Origin of the sequence: Paenibacillus solani, assembly GCF_001277345.1 — a bacterium.
Taxonomy (GTDB): Bacteria; Bacillota; Bacilli; order Paenibacillales; family Paenibacillaceae; genus Paenibacillus_AQ; species Paenibacillus_AQ solani.
Genome location: NZ_LIUT01000001.1, coordinates 1,963,829 through 1,980,996 on the forward strand (window position 1 = coordinate 1,963,829; position 17,168 = coordinate 1,980,996).

Below are 17,168 nucleotides of genomic sequence, written 5' to 3' on the forward strand. Positions count from 1 at the left end.
CCTTCCTCCTATATAATCCCTCGCCCACCCTTTGCTTATGAAACCGTAATTCGTTACTAATAACATGACCGTCCGTAATGTCGCCCGGATCCACTTCAGCGCACAGCCTCACGAGTCGGTACAGGAAACGGTTGTTTACGATAGAAGATTCATGAACGACTCCCCATTACCTGTTCCCTTAATATCGAAATTTCGCGCTAGAGATGCTGCCAAATCAGAGAATGTTTCCCTCACGCCCAAGCTTCTTGGCTGTTTCAGAGCTGGGCTGTAGACAAGCAGAGGCACGTATTCTCGGGTATGGTCTGTTCCCTGATACGTTGGATCATTTCCATGATCTGCTGTTAAGATCAGTAAATCCTCATCAGTTAGCCGTTCTATTAGTTGAGGAAGACCGGCATCGAATTGCTCTAGCGCCTGAGCATAGCCTTGGGGATCGCGCCGGTGACCGTATAACGAATCGAAGTCGACGAGATTTGTAAAAATCACTCCTCGGAAATCGCGCTCAAGTGCCTCAATCGTCTTTTGCATTCCATCCGCATTGCTCTTCGTCGTTATCGCTTCTGTAATGCCTTCGCCAGAGAAAATATCATTGATTTTACCTATCGCGATGACATCCAAACCCGCTTCCTTCATATGATTTAGCACGGTTGGCTCCGGCGGCTTAACAGCATAATCGTGACGGTTCGGCGTACGACGCCAAGCCCCCGATTCCCCAACATATGGACGAGCGATGATACGACCGACGGCAAACTCATCCTGCATGGTCAGCTCACGTGCTATACGGCACGCTTGATAAAGTTCCTCTAACGGAATTATTTCTTCATGAGCGGCAATTTGCATGACGCTATCCGCTGATGTGTAAACGATCCATGCGCCCGTTCTTATTTGTTCATCACCTAACTCATCTAGGATATCCGTTCCAGAAGCGGGTTTGTTGCCGATCACACAGCGACCTGTCGCCTCTTCGAATCTGGTGATCAGTTCGTGAGGGAAGCCATCGGGGTATACGTTAAATGGCATCATCACTTTAAGTCCTGCCAGTTCCCAATGCCCTGTCATAGTATCTTTTCCAACAGATACCTCCGCCATCTTGCTATACGTTTGAATCTCATGTCATGTCCCCCGTTCATAACTATTTGTTTCTAACCGTTCAGCGTTTTGCCGTTTCTTGAACAATCCTGCACTTTGATTAAAAGCGCCTTGGCCTGGAACAAACCACTAACATTGTTTACAGCTCTCCGATTATACCAAGGACAAGCTGCAAAAATTTGGGTTTGACTTGTTCCGCTGCTTCCATAACTTCTTCGTGCGACAAAGGTTGCTCAAGGATTCCCGCGGCTTTATTGGTGATGCATGAAATTCCGAGCACCTCCATGTCTGCATGTCTGGCTGCGATAACTTCCGGCACTGTCGACATACCAACTGCATCGGCTCCAATGACTCTTGCGAATCGGACTTCTGCAGGCGTTTCGTAAGTAGGACCAAGATTACCCATGTATACACCTTCACGTAAGGTGTAGTCCTTGCTGACTGCAACTTCACGAGCCAATTGAATCAGGCTTTTGCTGTATGCTTCGGACATGTCCGGAAATCGGTCTCCCAGTTCTTTGTCGTTCGGTCCGATTAGCGGGTTGGTTCCCATATTATTGATGTGGTCAGTTATGAGCATCAGGTCCCCGACTTCAAATTCCGCGTTTACTCCCCCGGCAGCATTAGTGACGATGAGCTGGTTAACGCCAAGCGCCTTCAGCACACGCACCGGAAATGTAACGTAAGTCGCCGTGTAACCTTCATATAAATGAAATCGGCCTTTCATCATGACAACGGGTTTACCACCTATATGACCAGCAACCAATTCCCCCGCGTGACCTTCTACCGTCGAGACGGGAAAGTGAGGAATGGTGTGATAAGGAATAGCGGTTGCCTCTTCTATCAAATTGGCTATAATACCTAGCCCTGAGCCTAAAATTAATCCAATCTCAGGTCGAAAGCCTATTTGTTGTTCGATAAATGATACAGCCTCTTGAACTTGTTGTTTAATGTTGGACATAGTCAGCACTTCACCTTTCTAAGAACATAGTTGATCACTTCTCATGTGTTCATCATATACATCACTCAAAATAAAGCTGATTTTACAAACGCTTAGGCTCTTGCCATCGCAAGTGTCCTTCAATTTTTAAAAGTCACTTCTGCTGCTTCAACTTCTCCATATGCAATCTCCCCGCTTGATTGAACGCAGGAATTCCAGTCACATTCGGTCCCGCAAGGTTACTCTGTCCTGTCCCGGTAACAGGCATGCGTGCCCCATCTAACTCTGGAACAGCATACTTCACGAACCATTGCTCGAGCTGATTCCTCATCTCTTGGATCATCTCCGCGTAAGCTGGCTCATCATACAAGTTATTACGCTCCTCCGGATCATGCTCCAGATCGAAAAATGCAAACGGACCGTAAGGATAACGATGAATATACTTATATTTCTTGGAGCGAATCATACGAACAGGACCATATTCATCATAAACAACAATATGGCCATCTTCCTGTTCCCCTGTTCCATTCAATAGAGAATTGAAACTACGTCCTGGCATGTCCGTATCCGGCGTATAAGAAATTCCTACATAATCCAACAGCGTCGGCATGACATCGTATTGACTCAATAACGCTGAACTCACCTCGCCTTGCTTAATCAGGCCTGGATGGCTGAATATTGCCGGAACTTTAACGGAGTTATCGTACATATTCTGCGGGTAAGTTGCATTCCCTTTGCCCCATATGCCATGTTGCCCGCAGCTAAATCCGTTATCGCTCATAAAGCAAATCAACGTATTTTTACGCAGCCCTAGCTTCTCTAGCTTCTCCAGTATGAGACCCACGTTATAATCCATCGCTGTAACCGCGGCGAAGTATCCCTTCAGATTCTCCCTGGCCTCTTCGAATACATTCGCCGGATTAGACAGAGATAAGAAATCTGGATGTACCGGTTCCTGCGGACAAGAGTGAAATTCGCAGTCGTTATATTGGTCGACATATTCCTGCGGATGCTCTCCAATCCACAAGTGATGGGGCGCCGTATAATGAACACTAATGTAGAATGGGTTCTTGCGCTCGGCTTGCTCTTCGATAAAGCCGATAGCATCCTGCGTAATCAAATCGGTTAAGTAACCTGATTCCTTGACCACTTCCCCATTTCGTACCATCTGCGGATTGTAATAATGTCCCCCGTCATACAGATACGTGTACCAATGTGAGAACCCATTTTGTGGTTCATAGTCATTGCATAGCCCCCATTTACCGCTAAGCCCACAGACATACCCTTGTTCAGCTAATATATCCGTATAAGCCACTTGCCCGTCCAAATAGCTCAAATGCGGATTATCATTCTCTCTTACGAAGTCATGTACACCATGCTGAGAAGGGATTTTCCCGGTAAGAATCGACCCTCTTGCCGGTGCACATACAGGAGATGTACAGAAAAAATTATCAAATCGTATCCCTTCGCTCGCTAATCGGTCTAAATTTGGCGTCTTGATTTCATCATTCCCAGCGCATCCAAGCGCCCAAGGCCCCTGATCATCCGTTAGTATATATACAATATTTGGTTTCTGCATTGACATACTACTTACTCCTCCTCCAAATTACATTGGTTCTCTATTTCTCTATCTCATTCATTCATTCATTCATTCATTCATTAAAACTTTTAAGAAAGCGTATCCTGCGGCTTTACATTTTTCTTAAAGATGACTAAGAACATCGATGTCGCAGCTATAATCATAACTAATAATATCAGTGACATATTACTGAATTGCGCAGCTTCCGCTCGGCCGGAGAAATCCACCAGTGCATGATTCATGTACGAAGCGCCGAAGAACATCCCGATAAAGGCAGCCCCAAGTGAAGATCCTAATTGTACGATCAACTTCTCTACGCCAACACCTGCACCATGGAATTCGGACGGCAATAATTGCGTGTAGTTCGATAAGTAACCAGAGAAGAACAGCACATAACCAATATTGAAAATCCCAAGCCCTATAAATACAGGAACGACCGAGAATCCAACAAGAAATGCAATGATAATAAGACCGGTAAAAATGAAACCGCCTCCCAAAATCACCATATTTCGATATCCAATGGCCTTGATAATTCGCCCAGAGAACATACCTACCGTAAACGCTAATATATTCGTAATCATATTGAACATCCCAATCACGGTCAGAGACATCCCGTACGTATCTTTCACTATGAATGGGAAAATAAACAAGAACGCTGCTTGGGTCATATAGAAGAGCAAGCAAACGAGAAGTGAGCCGCTTACACCCTTAATACTGAACAAACGAATATCGACAAAAGGATCCTTCTTCTTCTTAGAATAGAGCATGAAGATCACGCCAAGCACAATAGCTGCCCATAACATCGTTGGATACTGCATTTTAGAGGTAAAGAACAGAATAATGAGTGTGACGATCCCCGTCAACATAACGGCTCCAAAGTAGTCAAATGAATGCTGCTGACTTTTCTCTTTTGGCATATGCTTATAGATGGTTGGAACACTAAAAATCGTTATACATGAGAACAGGAAGATGATATTCCAGCTTAAATGCTCCGTGATATACCCTCCAAGCGCATTTCCGACAGCCGCACCAAGCTGAAAAATAGCCCCGACAAATCCAAATAGCTTCGCCGCCTCAAGTTTGTTGAAATAACGGAGTGCAATGATCACAACTAGAGCAACGGGTGCTGCAATCGACATACCGAATAAAACACGGAAAATAATTAACAAAGTGAAACTATAAACGGAGAAAACACCGAGAAACGATATGATCGGAAATGCGGTACAAGCAACGAGTAACAACTTCCTCATGCTGATGCGATCGGCTAATATCGTATACACGATTGAACATACGCCGAATGCTAACGTTCCTAACGAGAAGACGAGGCTCACTGTCGACGGTGCAACCTTGAAATCCTCAACAAGCTTTGGGGAAATCAAAATGAAGACATTGTTATTGAATACAAAGAAAAATTCTAAAATCAATAACCAAGTTAATACTTTCCAAATACCACGTTTCTCTTCTTTGGACAACTGGATTGCAGTTCCCATGAAGTGATCACCTCGTCATTTAGTATGTTCCTACTAATTAGTTTCATGTAACTGCTTTCATTGTAATGCGTTCGAGGCGATTTGTACATATCTTTTTTTGTATTTGAATAAAAGTGTTTATTATTCAATAATAATTCCCAATGTTTTAACCATGATATAGCTATCTTAATTTGTTTTTGAATGATTGTTTGCGTTATTCCCTGGCTTATTATTTTCACCATTCTTGTATCACCATAAGGATTCAGTTAGAATGAGAATGAATTAATTTTCTTTTTTTAATGAATAGGAAGTGATTCTTCTGCTCAAACAGTTTACACAACCAATGTCACCCAAAAACTTGAATTTACAAACCATGTATCGGATTATCCATAAATTCGGGCCTGTGTCGGTCAGTGATGTCGTAGAATTATCCAAATTAAAACCCAATACCTGTGCTCGCTTATTAGAAGAGCTCATGCAAGCGAATTTGATTCAATTATCAGGGTATGGCCTCTCTAGCGGGGGCAGAAAACCACTTATGTATCGGATTAATCCGGAAGCTTATTCGGTAATCGGCGTCGACATTTCACTCTCTTATATCACGATTGCATTACTTGATTTGGAGCTGAATATCGTCGATGTATCGAAGAAAAAATTTCATTCATCTGAAAGTGCCGAAGCCATTCAAGCCTTTTGTGTTGAATCCGTTCAGCGTCTGATTCTGGAACATCATATAGATCAAGAGAAGCTGCTTGGAATTGGACTTGGGTCGACAAATCTTCGTCCTGTAAATGGAATCGTGCAACTACTAGAAGAACGATTTAAGGTCAGGGTCATTGAAAAGAACGGAGCAGATCTCGCAGCCCTTGGAGAATACCGCAAATTCAACCCTGATCGGGGAGAACGCCTCATCTACACCATGTGTAGTATCAGCATCCGGAGCGGATTGGTTACAAACCTCGGTATCGAAAATCGTCTTTCTGTCTTATCCGATCGTGCATTCGGCCATATGGTCGTCGATGTAAATGGCCCAAGGTGCTCCTGCGGCTCCTATGGATGCTTGGAGGCGTTAAGCAGCATTCAAGCCATTCGTCACGAACTCATCCGCCTAATTAGGCTAGGACAACCTTCCAAACTCACTGAGCTCGTAGACAATATCGAGTATTTCGAGTTCGAGCATTTGCAAGAGGCGCTTACACTTGAAGATCCATTGACCTGTCAAGTCGTAAGAACCGCTGCATATTATTTTGGCGTAGGTCTGTTCAATTTGATCCTCATTACACAACCAGATACGGTTATTATCGGAGGTGCTTTAGGTCCGAATCCTGTTTTTTTCAATACTGCCGTCGATGCTGTCACGAAACGAATGACAAACATGCCCGAGATGAACATCCAATACAAGCCTGCTGCAAACTACAATATTGTTGCCATTGGTGCTGGTTGCCACATCATTGATTCATTTACGGAATAACAACTAGTCTTGAAATTATAAAAAATCCATCTTAAAAGCGACGTTTTCGCTTTGCAAGATGGATTTTTCTTTTGATTAAATGCATTGCCCTCTGTCTTAAATTCATATCCCAATTAGTAATTCTGTTACAAGATAAGGGGAAGATCAGAGGCGCAACAGGTTTATATTTTTTGCCGCTCCCGCAAGGACAAGGTTCGTTGCGACCAGGGGTCTTTCCTTTGAAATAGCGTTTCAAGTTGTTGGAGTACATTTCCTCACGTAACCTTTTGCCCAATTCGAGCATCCTCTCATGAGCATAGCTATATATTTGCTTATAGCTTTGACAGAAGAAGTCTGGAGAAGACTGATTTCCTTCGGGGCTCCACTTACGGTTACGTGGGCAGCCGCCATAGCATAATCGTTTCCAGTTACAGGTGCGACAGTTTTCTGACAGAGTTGGCTTCAGTAGGCGGAAACGGTCAAAGTTAGGATGGGCAAGCATACTCGATATAGAATCAGTTCTAACATTGCCGACTTTCCAATCTTTATTGATGAAGAAGTCACATGGAAAGGCATCCCCGTTCTGCTCAAGCACCAGGTTTGTGGGGCACTCTCCCTGATGGATACAGAGCTCTGCGTCCCGATTAAGGTAGACGTTGAGCATATTATCGAAGAAGCGGATAGACATCTCTGGGTTTCCGTTATTGTACCATTCGTCGAACACTTCACAGAGAAAGTCTCCGTATTCCTGAGGAGTAATTTCGTAGACTCCAGGCTCGTCTACATGCTGGGACTTGAAATCCATACATGGGATGAGCTGGACATAATTGAAACCATGCTCACGATAGAAATTCAACAATTCTTTCGCTTTACCTACGTTGCCTTTATGAACAACCGTTAATATATTAAAATCAACTTGATGGCGGTGAAGATGCTCGATTCCAGCCATCACACGATTGAAACTTCCCTTACCGACGGAATTCACTCGGCGGGCATCATGAATCTCCTTGGGGCTATCCAGACTTAAACCGATCAGGAAATTATAATCTTCGTTTTATGGACTACGTCCAGTTATCACCGGCATGATTATTTACGCGGCTATTCACTTTGGATTTAGCGGGAGAAGTGAAGCTTTACTAAGCTGGCCTATGATAGGCAGCCTGATTATCAGCGCCGGTGCCTTATTGGAGTAACCAAGTATAAAGTGCATCCCTTTGCTGTTATTTTTTTAGCAGCAGTGGCTGGAGTCGTCATTTTCTAAGTCAATTTCTATATGCATAATATTAATTGAAGGTTTTAAACGCAGTAAATTGAAGGGCTTTTCATAAGCCTCTATGAGTCGTGCCAATCGCCGAGTCCGGCCGTATCATCGTCCCGCTTACCGAACCAGCCGTCATCAACGACAAAAGGCTCAACGCCATGTTTCGCGGCTTTTTCTAGGCTCCTCGCCCCACAAATATTGCCCATACTGTTTTCGAACTATACTGCCCGTTTGCTTAATGAAGTAGCATTGGGATTACTTAGATATTCATCTAATCGGTAATCGGACTATGTTCTTGTTACAGCAATCGGTACAAGTTCTTGTCCTTGGCTCGGGATAAGAACTTGTACCGATAACATAAAAAAGCCGCTCAAATAGCGACTTTCAATGGGACCATGTTCTTGTCCCTCGACAAGTGACGGTTTTCGATAAAAACAAAGCCCAGTGATCGGGTCTTGAATCCTGATCAATGGGCTTTCTACTTATTACGCTACACTGCAGCTTCTCCGATCATTTGCCGCTCGATTTTCTTCATCTCATAAAAATAGCCTTTTTGCTCCATCAACTCCGAATAGGAACCTGTTTCGACGACCTTGCCTTGGTCCATGACCACAATTCGATCCATCTCTTCCAATCCGGTAAGCCGATGACTTATCAGAATAAGTGTATCTTGAGCCGTCTGTGCGTAGAGATGCTTCATGATGTGTTGCTCTGTCACATAATCCAGCGATGAAGTGGGTTCGTCCAGAAGCCACAACCGCCCTTGGCGGAGCATTGCTCGCGCCAGAGCCAGCCGCTGCTTCTCCCCATCCGATAGATTCTCCCCTTTTTCATACACCATATCGGTCAACGATTTATCTGGCAGCTGCACTTTAGCCAGCACATCCAACAATTGTTCGTCAGAATGTTCTTCCTCGTCCAACAGCAAGTTAGCGCGGATCGTTCCCCGGAAGAAATGACTTTGCTGCAACACGACATTAGCCGCTTCCCAAATGCTCTTCTCCTCAAGCTCCATTACCGAAACGTCGTTTAGTCGTATATCGCCAGCCGTTGGTGTACGCAGCTTGAGCAGTAATTCGATAATCGTTGACTTTCCTGACCCGCTCGGCCCGACAATCGCTGTTTTGGATCCGGGTGAAATATGCAGGGAAACATCCTTGAGCGCCGGTCTCCACTCCCCTTCATATTGAAACGTAACCCCGGATAGCTCTAACGAAACGGCTTGATCAAGAGACAACGCGCCCCCTGGCCGCAAAGACTGCACGTCGGTGGGCTGAACCGTTTCCGTCAGTCGTTTGGCTGCGTGTTCGCTATCCTCCTTATACGCGGGTAATGTAGCCATGGCCGCCGCTTCTTCAAACACGGTTAACGAGGCCATGACCAGCATAGCAAGAAACACACCGGCAAGCGCTCCGCTCATAATTAAGTAGGCTCCAAGCGCGAGCACCCCCCAGGAAATGAGAAACGTAACCAAAGCGTGCATCGATTGCCCGCGGAGCAAGTGCCCTGCTGCTCGTTGCTGCTCAGCTGCCAATGTAGCGGAAGCCTGCTGAAGCTGCTGCTCCCGCTGTGCCAATTGCCCGTATACTTTCAAGTCCCTGAAACCATACAGTACTTCGGTGACTTCCGTGGAAAGCTGCGCCCGCTGCTCGCGAACGCGTCCATGTATTCTCCGCTGCCCGAGCAAAACAATGCCCGGTACAACGAATGCCGTTGCGAGCATGCCTATTACAAACAGAAGAGCAATCCAGAACGAGAAGGCAGAGATAAACAACACCGTAGCCAAAAACACCATGACGACCATGATGGGGGGATAAGCCACTCGCAAAAAATAATTTTGCAAGCTCTCCACATCCCCAACGATCCGCGCAAGCAGATCCCCGCTTCGATTTCTATTCAATATACCAGGTGTTAAAGGAATAAGTTTGGCAAAAAAGGACGTACGCAAACGACTAAGCATCGAGAACGTCGCCCGGTGAGAATACAAGCGCTCTCCATAACGGCTTGCCGCCCGAAGCAGACCCAGCAGTTTGACCATCGAGGTGAGTACAATCAAAGTATAAAGCGGTGGCGAAAATACGGTTTGCGAAACTAGATACCCGCTCGCGGAAAAGAGCGCCACACCCGCTATGCCTGCGATGAATCCACCCAGAATCGAAAGCAAGATGTCTTTTCGCTCCTGAATCATCGCCTTTGACAGAACAGCCAGTTCATTCATGATGCTCCCCCCTTTTCCGCTCTATATCGATCATTTCGGCATACTGTGGCAGGCGCTCCAGAAGCTCATCATGCCGTCCGGCGTCCACTAACACTCCATTATCCATGAACAAAATCTTGTCGGCTTGCTGAATAGTATATAATCGATGAGCCACCGTAATCATCGTAGCCGTTTTTGCCAGTTTGGCAATGGAGCGTTGCAGTACGCGCTCGGTGTGCAAATCCAGTCCAACGGTAGGTTCATCAAACAGAATGATGGCAGGCCGCTTCAAAAAGGCTCGTGCCAAGGCAAGCCGCTGTCTTTCCCCGCCAGATAGCCCCCTGCCTCCTTCACCAACAAAGGTACCCAGTCCATGCTCCAATTGGGCTGTAAGAGCAGCAAGCCCGGCTTCCTCCGCTGCCCGCTCTATTTCAGCACTAGTAATGTTCCCACCAGCACCAATAGCAATATTCTCAGCCAATGTGCCTGCAAAAATATACGGGTGCTGTGTAATGTAGCTAACATGCTTAAACCATGCATTCTCATCGAATTGGGAGAGTGGGCTTCCATTCACCCGAACCGTTCCCGATGCTGGCTTCAGCAAACCTGCAATGAGATGGAGCAAAGTCGTTTTGCCAGAGCCGCTTTTACCAACGATAGCAATGTGCTCTCCCGGACCCATCGTGATCTCTCCAGTCTTAAGCTCGAAAGAATCACGCGCATATTGAAACCGGAGATGGTCCAGTTCCATGATTGGCGGCATGTTGTCGATCTCGACGATTTTATCGGATGTACCTGCACCTTCAGTGCTATTCAGGTCCTCGCTCTTCCCTGCTGTTTCCTCAAGCATCTGCTCCACCTTATGAATAGCACCCATACTTGTTCGACCGCTGTGAAAGGCGGTTCCCGTATTCTTTAACAGGCTGTAGAACTCGGGAACGAGCAGCAAAACAAGAAACGCGGTGTGGAATGTCATCGATTTGAAAACAAGCAGCTGGATAGCCAGTTCGAGCGCGACAATGCCGATACTTAGCATCACGATCGACTCCAGCATGAAGGTATTCGTAAATACAATCTTCAAAATGCCCATCGTGGCATCTCGGTAACCCAGACTGCTGCGTTCAATTTCCTGCTGCTGACGGTGAGCACGTCCAAATATTTTTAGCGTCACCAGTCCTTGAAGAGAATCCAGAAATGTACCAGAGAACTCGGCCAGCTGTGCATATTTTTCTTCGGATTTGTTCTTCGTTTTAAGCCCTACCAAAATCATAAACAAGGGGATGAACGGGGCTGTAAACAGCATAATGAAACCTGTGTTAGCATGCTCAGTAAATGTAACAATCAGAATCAAAATCGGGATGATCGCCGCTTCCATCATACGGGGCATGTATTGACTGAAATAACTGTCAGCCTCATCCACCGCATCTAGTGCAATACTGACCTTCCCTCCTGTCTGTCCACGAAGGGTTGAAGGCATGGAGGCTTGAGTCAAGTCCTGCAGTACGGCTGCTCGCATATTCGTCTTGGCCGTGGCAGCCATACGCAGTCCAACTTTACCGTTTCCATATGACAACAGTGTGCGTACAACCATAACAATCAGAAGCAGGCCAAGCAGCGCGATAACCGATGAAAAGGTAGCACGCTCCACAAAAACCCGCTGGACTGCTTCAGCAAGTAATCCAGCCTGACTCAAAATAGCTGCACCAAGCGCAAGTGAAATGACTGCGAGGAGAGCTGTATTTTTTCTTTGTGAAGACATTTGCTGAGAAATCAGACTGGATTTCCTTTTCACAGTTTTCTCCTCCTTTATATACAGGCCTAAGATGAAATCTCATATACGATGTAATGGATAATACCGCTTTATTTTTTTCCTTTTACATAATCCGCATCAAACAGGAATAATTTGAAGACCAATATCAGGGACGGGATTAACAGGAACAGACCACCAATAAATGCAGCAACTAACGCGAAGCCCATGGCTGGAGTAGTAGCGCTGCTCTGAACCGTGATGTATGGATCCAGAATATAAGGGTAGTGCCCGATTCCGTATGCGAAGAAAGCAGTGAAAAATTGCAGCATGACGCATATAAAAGCTAATCCGTATCGGCGTCCGTTGTATATCAGCCACATGGCGATCATGAAGAAGGCAACGGAAAGCCCGAGCAGCCACCATAAATCCATCATATTTTGAAAATGCCGTTCATTGTGTTGACCCAAATAAATAAATGCTGTCAATGCGAGAATAATCGTCGGTGTGCTCCAGAATAGGGCATAGTTTCGCATCAGCTTCAGAGCAGCGTGATCCTCTGCCCGAGAAGCGTAAAATGTCAGAAATGTTCCGCTAATGAACAGTACGGATACGATTGCGAGTCCAACGATGCTCCAGGATAACGGATTGGTAAACAGCTCCCAGTAATCCAGAGAAACCGTCTCACCCTGCTTCACAATAAAGCCGCCTTCAGACATCGTCAGCGCCACGGATAACGAAGCCGGAATAAGTAAACCTGTAGCTCCGTATAAAAATAGATACACAAGGCTTTTCTTGGAACCGTAATTTTCAAATGCATAGAACGAGCCGCGAATGGCAAGCAGTATCACGGCTATGCTTGCTGGTACAAGCAGCGCGGAGCCATAATAATAGGCCGTGTCCGGAAAAAATCCGACGATGCCAATATAGAAAAAAACAAAAAATACATTCGTGATCTCCCAAACGGGTGATAAATAACGGGAAATCAGACGGTTAATCAAATGATCCTGCTTCGTCAAACGTGCATAGAAAGCGAAGAAGCCTGCTCCGAAATCAATCGAGGCTATAATTAAATAGCCGTACAAAAACAGCCAGAGCACCGTGATGCCAATCAATTCGTAACTCATTGTGCAGGATCCCCCTTTTCTATAGTTTGATTAGGATTTTCTTTTAACCATTTCTCCATCTCAACTTCCGCCGGCTTATTGTTGAACAAGCGTCTTAACACGATGACACACATGATGCCAAGTAAGATGTACAGGAGCAAGAAGACGAAGAATAAAGTTCTTACCGTCGGTGAAGTCGTAGCGGCTTCCTCTACACGCATAACTCCACGGATAATCCATGGCTGTCGCCCAACTTCCGCATAAAACCAGCCGAGCTCAACACCCAGAAAGGCGAGCGGTGTGCTGAGTGCGATGAGTCGTAGCATCCATTTGTTCAGCTCATTGCGTTTTTTCCAAATCTTAAAAAGGAAATAAAGTAAGGAAATCGCTACGAGAGCAAATCCGATTCCTGCCATTAAATCAAACAAGTAATGCACGAGAAGTGGCGGCCATTCCTCCTGCGGGAACTCCACCAGCCCCGTTACCTCTGCGTTAAAGTCGCCAAAGGCCAGGAAGCTAAGGAATTTCGGCAGATGCAGGGCACCCAGAATTTCATGCTCGGCATTCAGCCATCCCATTAGAATTAGGTCCGCACCACTTTCCGTCTCAAAATGCCACTCTGCCGCTGCAAGCTTCTCCGGCTGATGCTCAGCCAAAAACTTGGCGGATACATCCCCAGCGAGTGTGTTCAGCATGCCAAACAACAAAGCAACGGCCATCATGAGGTTCAAGGCTTTTTTGTGATAAGCCTTAACTCCCCTTCTCAGCATCGCAAAGGCTGCAATTCCGGCTAATAGAATCGCCCCTGTCAAATAGGCCGAGCTTAACACATGGAATACCTTGGAGAACGTGGCCGTATTCAACATCGCTTGCACCGGATCAACCGCTGTGAATTGACCTGCTTCCATGACAAAGCCTTCAGGCTGGTTCATAAATCCGTTCACCGTCGTAATAAACACAGCAGACATGCCTGCCCCGACCACAATCGGAATCGTCAGCAGCCAGTGGATATACGGGTTTTTGAATCGATCCCAGGTGTACAAATAAATGCCCAGAAAGATGGCTTCAAAAAAGAATGCGAACACTTCCATGAATAACGGCAGTGCGATGACGTTCCCAGCCATCTTCATAAAGTTCGGCCACACCAGGGCCAGCTGCAGGGAGATGATTGTACCGGTCACGACACCAACCGCAACCGTAATGACAAATCCCCTCGCCCACCTCTTCGCCATCAATGTATAATGGGGATCTTTCTTGCGGATCCCGATGAACTCTGCAATTGCGATCATTAATGGTATACCGACGCCAATCGTTGCAAAAATCACGTGGAATGCGAGTGTCAAACCTGTCACCAGCCTGCTCCACAGTACTGTGTCCATTTCCATAAATACTGCCTCCTTTCAAACTTCTGTTTAATCCAGGGGTAAATTAATCTTTTGAACAGGCCTGCCCGTCGTTCCCCTGCAATCCATACCCGGGTGGTATAAGGTGTCCCTCGATCTCAACTATGTAAAAAGAGATTTTTTTCACAAAGCAAGGTGCTAAATTGGCTACGCCAACATTCTTGTGTCATACTGCCCTTCGCTAGTGAACAGAGATCTGACGAGCCTGTATTAACCTGGTACTGAATGCAGACAAAAGTACGAGTGCGAAACCTGATCGTAAAGTCATTATATCTTTGTTCACCACGAATTCAATCACTGACACATGTTCGTCCTTGAATGTTCAAGAAAAGGTCAACCTTTTCTGACAACTTAGTGAAAAACATCACAGTGAGCAATAACATAATCGCAAAAATGGACCAAGGAGTTTTGTACTCCTCTGGTCCACTGTTTCTTCCACCCGGTAGGTTCTTCAATTTCATTTAAACATCATCCTTAATCTAGCACACGAATGTGCATGGCTTCATTTATAGCTAATTTTTATCTAAGGCTACACGCCTCTGCATTTCCATCCTCGACCGAACCCAAGATTTCTAGAGCATGCTCGATTCTCATGAATGTGAATGAAGCGATAACGGGGTGCTTAAGCGTGTTACGGCGAGGTACGATTGTCATTAGCGTGCTCAGTCAAATGTTAGCCTCGATAACACCGGAGCTATATGTCTTTACAAAAGGAACTCGTGGTTTAAACAAAAATAATATCAAACAAAACGTAGTGGGATTGTATATTGATCCTTTGTTTAACGTTTTTCATGCGAAAGAGCCTTCGAATGAAGTGCATTGACGAGGGGCATTTGCATTTACTCAACGAATAATTGACAAATAACAGCCTTTCACCGAAATGGTGAAAGACTGTAAGGCTGCTGCGTTATATCGATTTAGTTCGATACATCAGGAATAGGAAATAAGGCGCACCAATAATGGCTACAACAATCCCGGTAGGAATGGCTGTTGTGGACATGATCGTTTGACCAATCGTATCTGAAACTACAAGTAAAAGAGCACCTGTCAACAAGGCAATGGGTAAGAACAATTGATGTCGTGGTCCAACAAGTGATTTAGCTATATGTGGCCCCATTAACCCGACAAACCCAATGGAACCCACGACCGCAACAGCGGTTGAAGACAAGAAAGCAGCGGAAATCAGTAATACTATTCTTTCTGCATTCAAGTTTACCCCCAAGCCTATCGCAAGTTGATCATGCGTATTGATAATATTCAATACATTAGATTTCAAAAACAAAAACGGAATAATGGTAATCACCCAAGGAAGAAAGGCGATGACAAAAGGCCATTCATCACCCCAAATGCTGCCTGCCATCCAGGCAGAGATGAATTCTGTCTGGCTTTCATTGAATTTTCGAATGATCGCAATCGAACCGCCAGATAAAGCGGTAGATATGCCCACGCCGATTAAAATCATACTCGTTGGACTTATTCCTCTTCCTTTATTAAAACTCAATAGAAATATCAACGTTACAGCCAATACACCGCCAACTGCGCTGACAAGCGGCAATACGTAAATAAACGTATTTGGATTTACTTGCCCGATGCTGATGAGTACAGCAATAGCAAATCCCCCACCGGCGTTTATACCGAGGATTCCCGGTTCAGCCAATGGATTTTTTGTAATGCTTTGGATAACTGCCCCACTGAGACTTAGAGCCATACCCGCCAGCACAACAATAATCATTCTAGGCATTCTAAATTTCATTAAGATTAAATGATCCGTATACTCGCCTTGCCCAATTAATGATTTAAAAAACGTATATATATCCATTTTATAATCGCCAGCCGTGATTCTCCAGGTGATAGCCAGAAAGAGAAGAATCGAAAAAATGATAAATATGACCAACTGCAATTTCTTCGAGCGAGGGTTAGTCATATCGGTTTCCCCCCTTTTTTAATCAAGTATAAAAAGTAGGGAACCCCTATAAAAGAAATAATTGCACTGACAGGCGCTTCTCCCATTAAACGTGCAACCGTATCCGCACCGACAACGAGGCTCGCTCCCAACATGGCTGATAAGGGGATAACTCTTCTATAATCTGTGCCAACTAAAAATCTTGCGATATGCGGAATCATTAATCCTACGAAAGCTACTTGCCCCACGATGGCTACTGAAATTCCCGCGAGCAGCATACTCAAAATTATAGTTGCAACTCGAGTGAATTTAACATTTTGCCCCAATCCTTGTGCCACGGATTCTCCTAAATTCAGAATCGTTAATTGCCTGCTCATGAGGAAAAATATAATGACAGCCATTATGACTACGGGCATGCCGATGTATAGCTGCTCCCATGTTGTACCAGAAACGCCTCCGGCACTCCAAAAAATTAATGATTGATTAAGCCTAAAATAAAGGGAAACCGCCTGACTTATTGCACTAAGCAACGCGCTAACCGCAACACCTGCCAAAATGAGACGGATTGGATTAAATCCATTCCTTCTTGAGCGCCCGATCATCATCACCATCGTTCCGCCTATTATGGCTCCTACAAAACTCGTCAATATTAAAATCGAAAATGGTACCGAGGGCGAAAGCGCATAGGTCAATGAAAGCGTAAGTGCAGCTCCCGAACTCAAGCCAATTAAACTAGGATCGGCAAGACTGTTTCTCGTCACACTCTGAATTCCAGCTCCTGAAACAGCAAGTGCTATACCAACGAGTAAAGCACCTATATTTCTAGGGATACGAATATCTACAATAATCATATGATTTATATTCAAAGGGTCAAAATCAAAGATAGCTTGAAAAATAGTTGGAATATTAATATTGGCACTACCCAATACGACCGACAATAAAAATAGGGCCATCATAATTAGACCGGCAATGGTAAACTTGAGAAAGGTATGAATTAGAGCCAATCTTTTTGATCTCATTGATT

General features: G+C 45.1%; 11 protein-coding genes and 2 pseudogenes. 1 reads left to right on the plus strand and 12 read right to left on the minus strand.

From position 1 onward, the window contains the following. Positions 1 to 135: 135 nt before the first annotated feature. From deoB to AM231_RS08845, 4 genes and pseudogenes are all read right to left on the minus strand, one after another. Positions 136 to 1,098: pseudogene (deoB, locus tag AM231_RS08830) on the minus strand (phosphopentomutase); the annotation flags it as partial. A gap of 130 nt (positions 1,099 to 1,228) precedes the next feature. Beyond that, on the minus strand, positions 1,229 to 2,050 hold the full coding sequence (locus AM231_RS08835) for a purine-nucleoside phosphorylase (protein WP_054402294.1): 822 nt from the start codon (positions 2,048 to 2,050) through the stop codon (positions 1,229 to 1,231). Between the two features lie 133 nt (positions 2,051 to 2,183). Then, complete coding sequence (locus AM231_RS08840; RefSeq protein ID WP_054402295.1) at positions 2,184 to 3,614, minus strand: sulfatase family protein; 1,431 nt, start codon at positions 3,612 to 3,614, stop codon at positions 2,184 to 2,186. Positions 3,615 to 3,697: 83 nt separating this feature from the next. After that, on the minus strand, positions 3,698 to 5,098 hold the full coding sequence (locus AM231_RS08845; protein ID WP_054402296.1) for an MFS transporter: 1,401 nt from the start codon (positions 5,096 to 5,098) through the stop codon (positions 3,698 to 3,700). A gap of 322 nt (positions 5,099 to 5,420) precedes the next feature. On the opposite strand from AM231_RS08845, the gene AM231_RS08850 reads away from it, so the two are divergent. After that, positions 5,421 to 6,548, plus strand: a complete 1,128-nt coding sequence (locus AM231_RS08850) for an ROK family protein (protein WP_054402297.1) — start codon at positions 5,421 to 5,423, stop codon at positions 6,546 to 6,548. Between the two features lie 31 nt (positions 6,549 to 6,579). Here the strand turns inward: AM231_RS08850 and AM231_RS08855 are convergent, their stop codons facing one another. From AM231_RS08855 to AM231_RS08885, 8 genes and pseudogenes are all read right to left on the minus strand, one after another. After that, complete coding sequence (locus AM231_RS08855; protein ID WP_054402298.1) at positions 6,580 to 7,512, minus strand: SPASM domain-containing protein; 933 nt, start codon at positions 7,510 to 7,512, stop codon at positions 6,580 to 6,582. Positions 7,513 to 7,871: 359 nt separating this feature from the next. Further along, positions 7,872 to 7,964 (minus strand): annotated as a pseudogene (locus AM231_RS30205) (alpha-galactosidase); the annotation flags it as partial. Positions 7,965 to 8,278: 314 nt separating this feature from the next. Next, positions 8,279 to 10,006: a thiol reductant ABC exporter subunit CydC gene (cydC, locus tag AM231_RS08860; protein ID WP_054402299.1), complete on the minus strand. Its 1,728-nt coding sequence runs from the start codon at positions 10,004 to 10,006 to the stop codon at positions 8,279 to 8,281. Beyond that, positions 9,999 to 11,777: a thiol reductant ABC exporter subunit CydD gene (gene cydD / locus AM231_RS08865; protein ID WP_054402300.1), complete on the minus strand. Its 1,779-nt coding sequence runs from the start codon at positions 11,775 to 11,777 to the stop codon at positions 9,999 to 10,001. Before cydD ends, cydC begins: the two co-directional genes overlap by 8 nt. Positions 11,778 to 11,845: 68 nt before the next feature. Next, the gene (locus AM231_RS08870) at positions 11,846 to 12,859 is read right to left on the minus strand and encodes a cytochrome d ubiquinol oxidase subunit II (RefSeq protein WP_054402301.1); all 1,014 of its coding nucleotides are present in this window, start codon (positions 12,857 to 12,859) and stop codon (positions 11,846 to 11,848) included. Next, positions 12,856 to 14,223 carry a cytochrome ubiquinol oxidase subunit I gene (locus AM231_RS08875; RefSeq protein WP_054402302.1) on the minus strand — a complete coding sequence of 456 codons (1,368 nt, stop codon included), beginning with the start codon at positions 14,221 to 14,223 and terminating at the stop codon, positions 12,856 to 12,858. Before AM231_RS08875 ends, AM231_RS08870 begins: the two co-directional genes overlap by 4 nt. Positions 14,224 to 15,148: 925 nt before the next feature. Next, a complete protein-coding gene (locus tag AM231_RS08880) occupies positions 15,149 to 16,165 on the minus strand; it encodes a FecCD family ABC transporter permease (RefSeq protein WP_054402303.1) in 1,017 nt (338 codons plus the stop codon). Next, positions 16,162 to 17,163 (minus strand): FecCD family ABC transporter permease, encoded by a 1,002-nt coding sequence (locus AM231_RS08885; RefSeq protein ID WP_054402304.1) that lies wholly within the window; start codon positions 17,161 to 17,163, stop codon positions 16,162 to 16,164. The genes AM231_RS08880 and AM231_RS08885 overlap by 4 nt, the downstream gene beginning before the upstream one ends. Positions 17,164 to 17,168 lie beyond the last annotated feature (5 nt).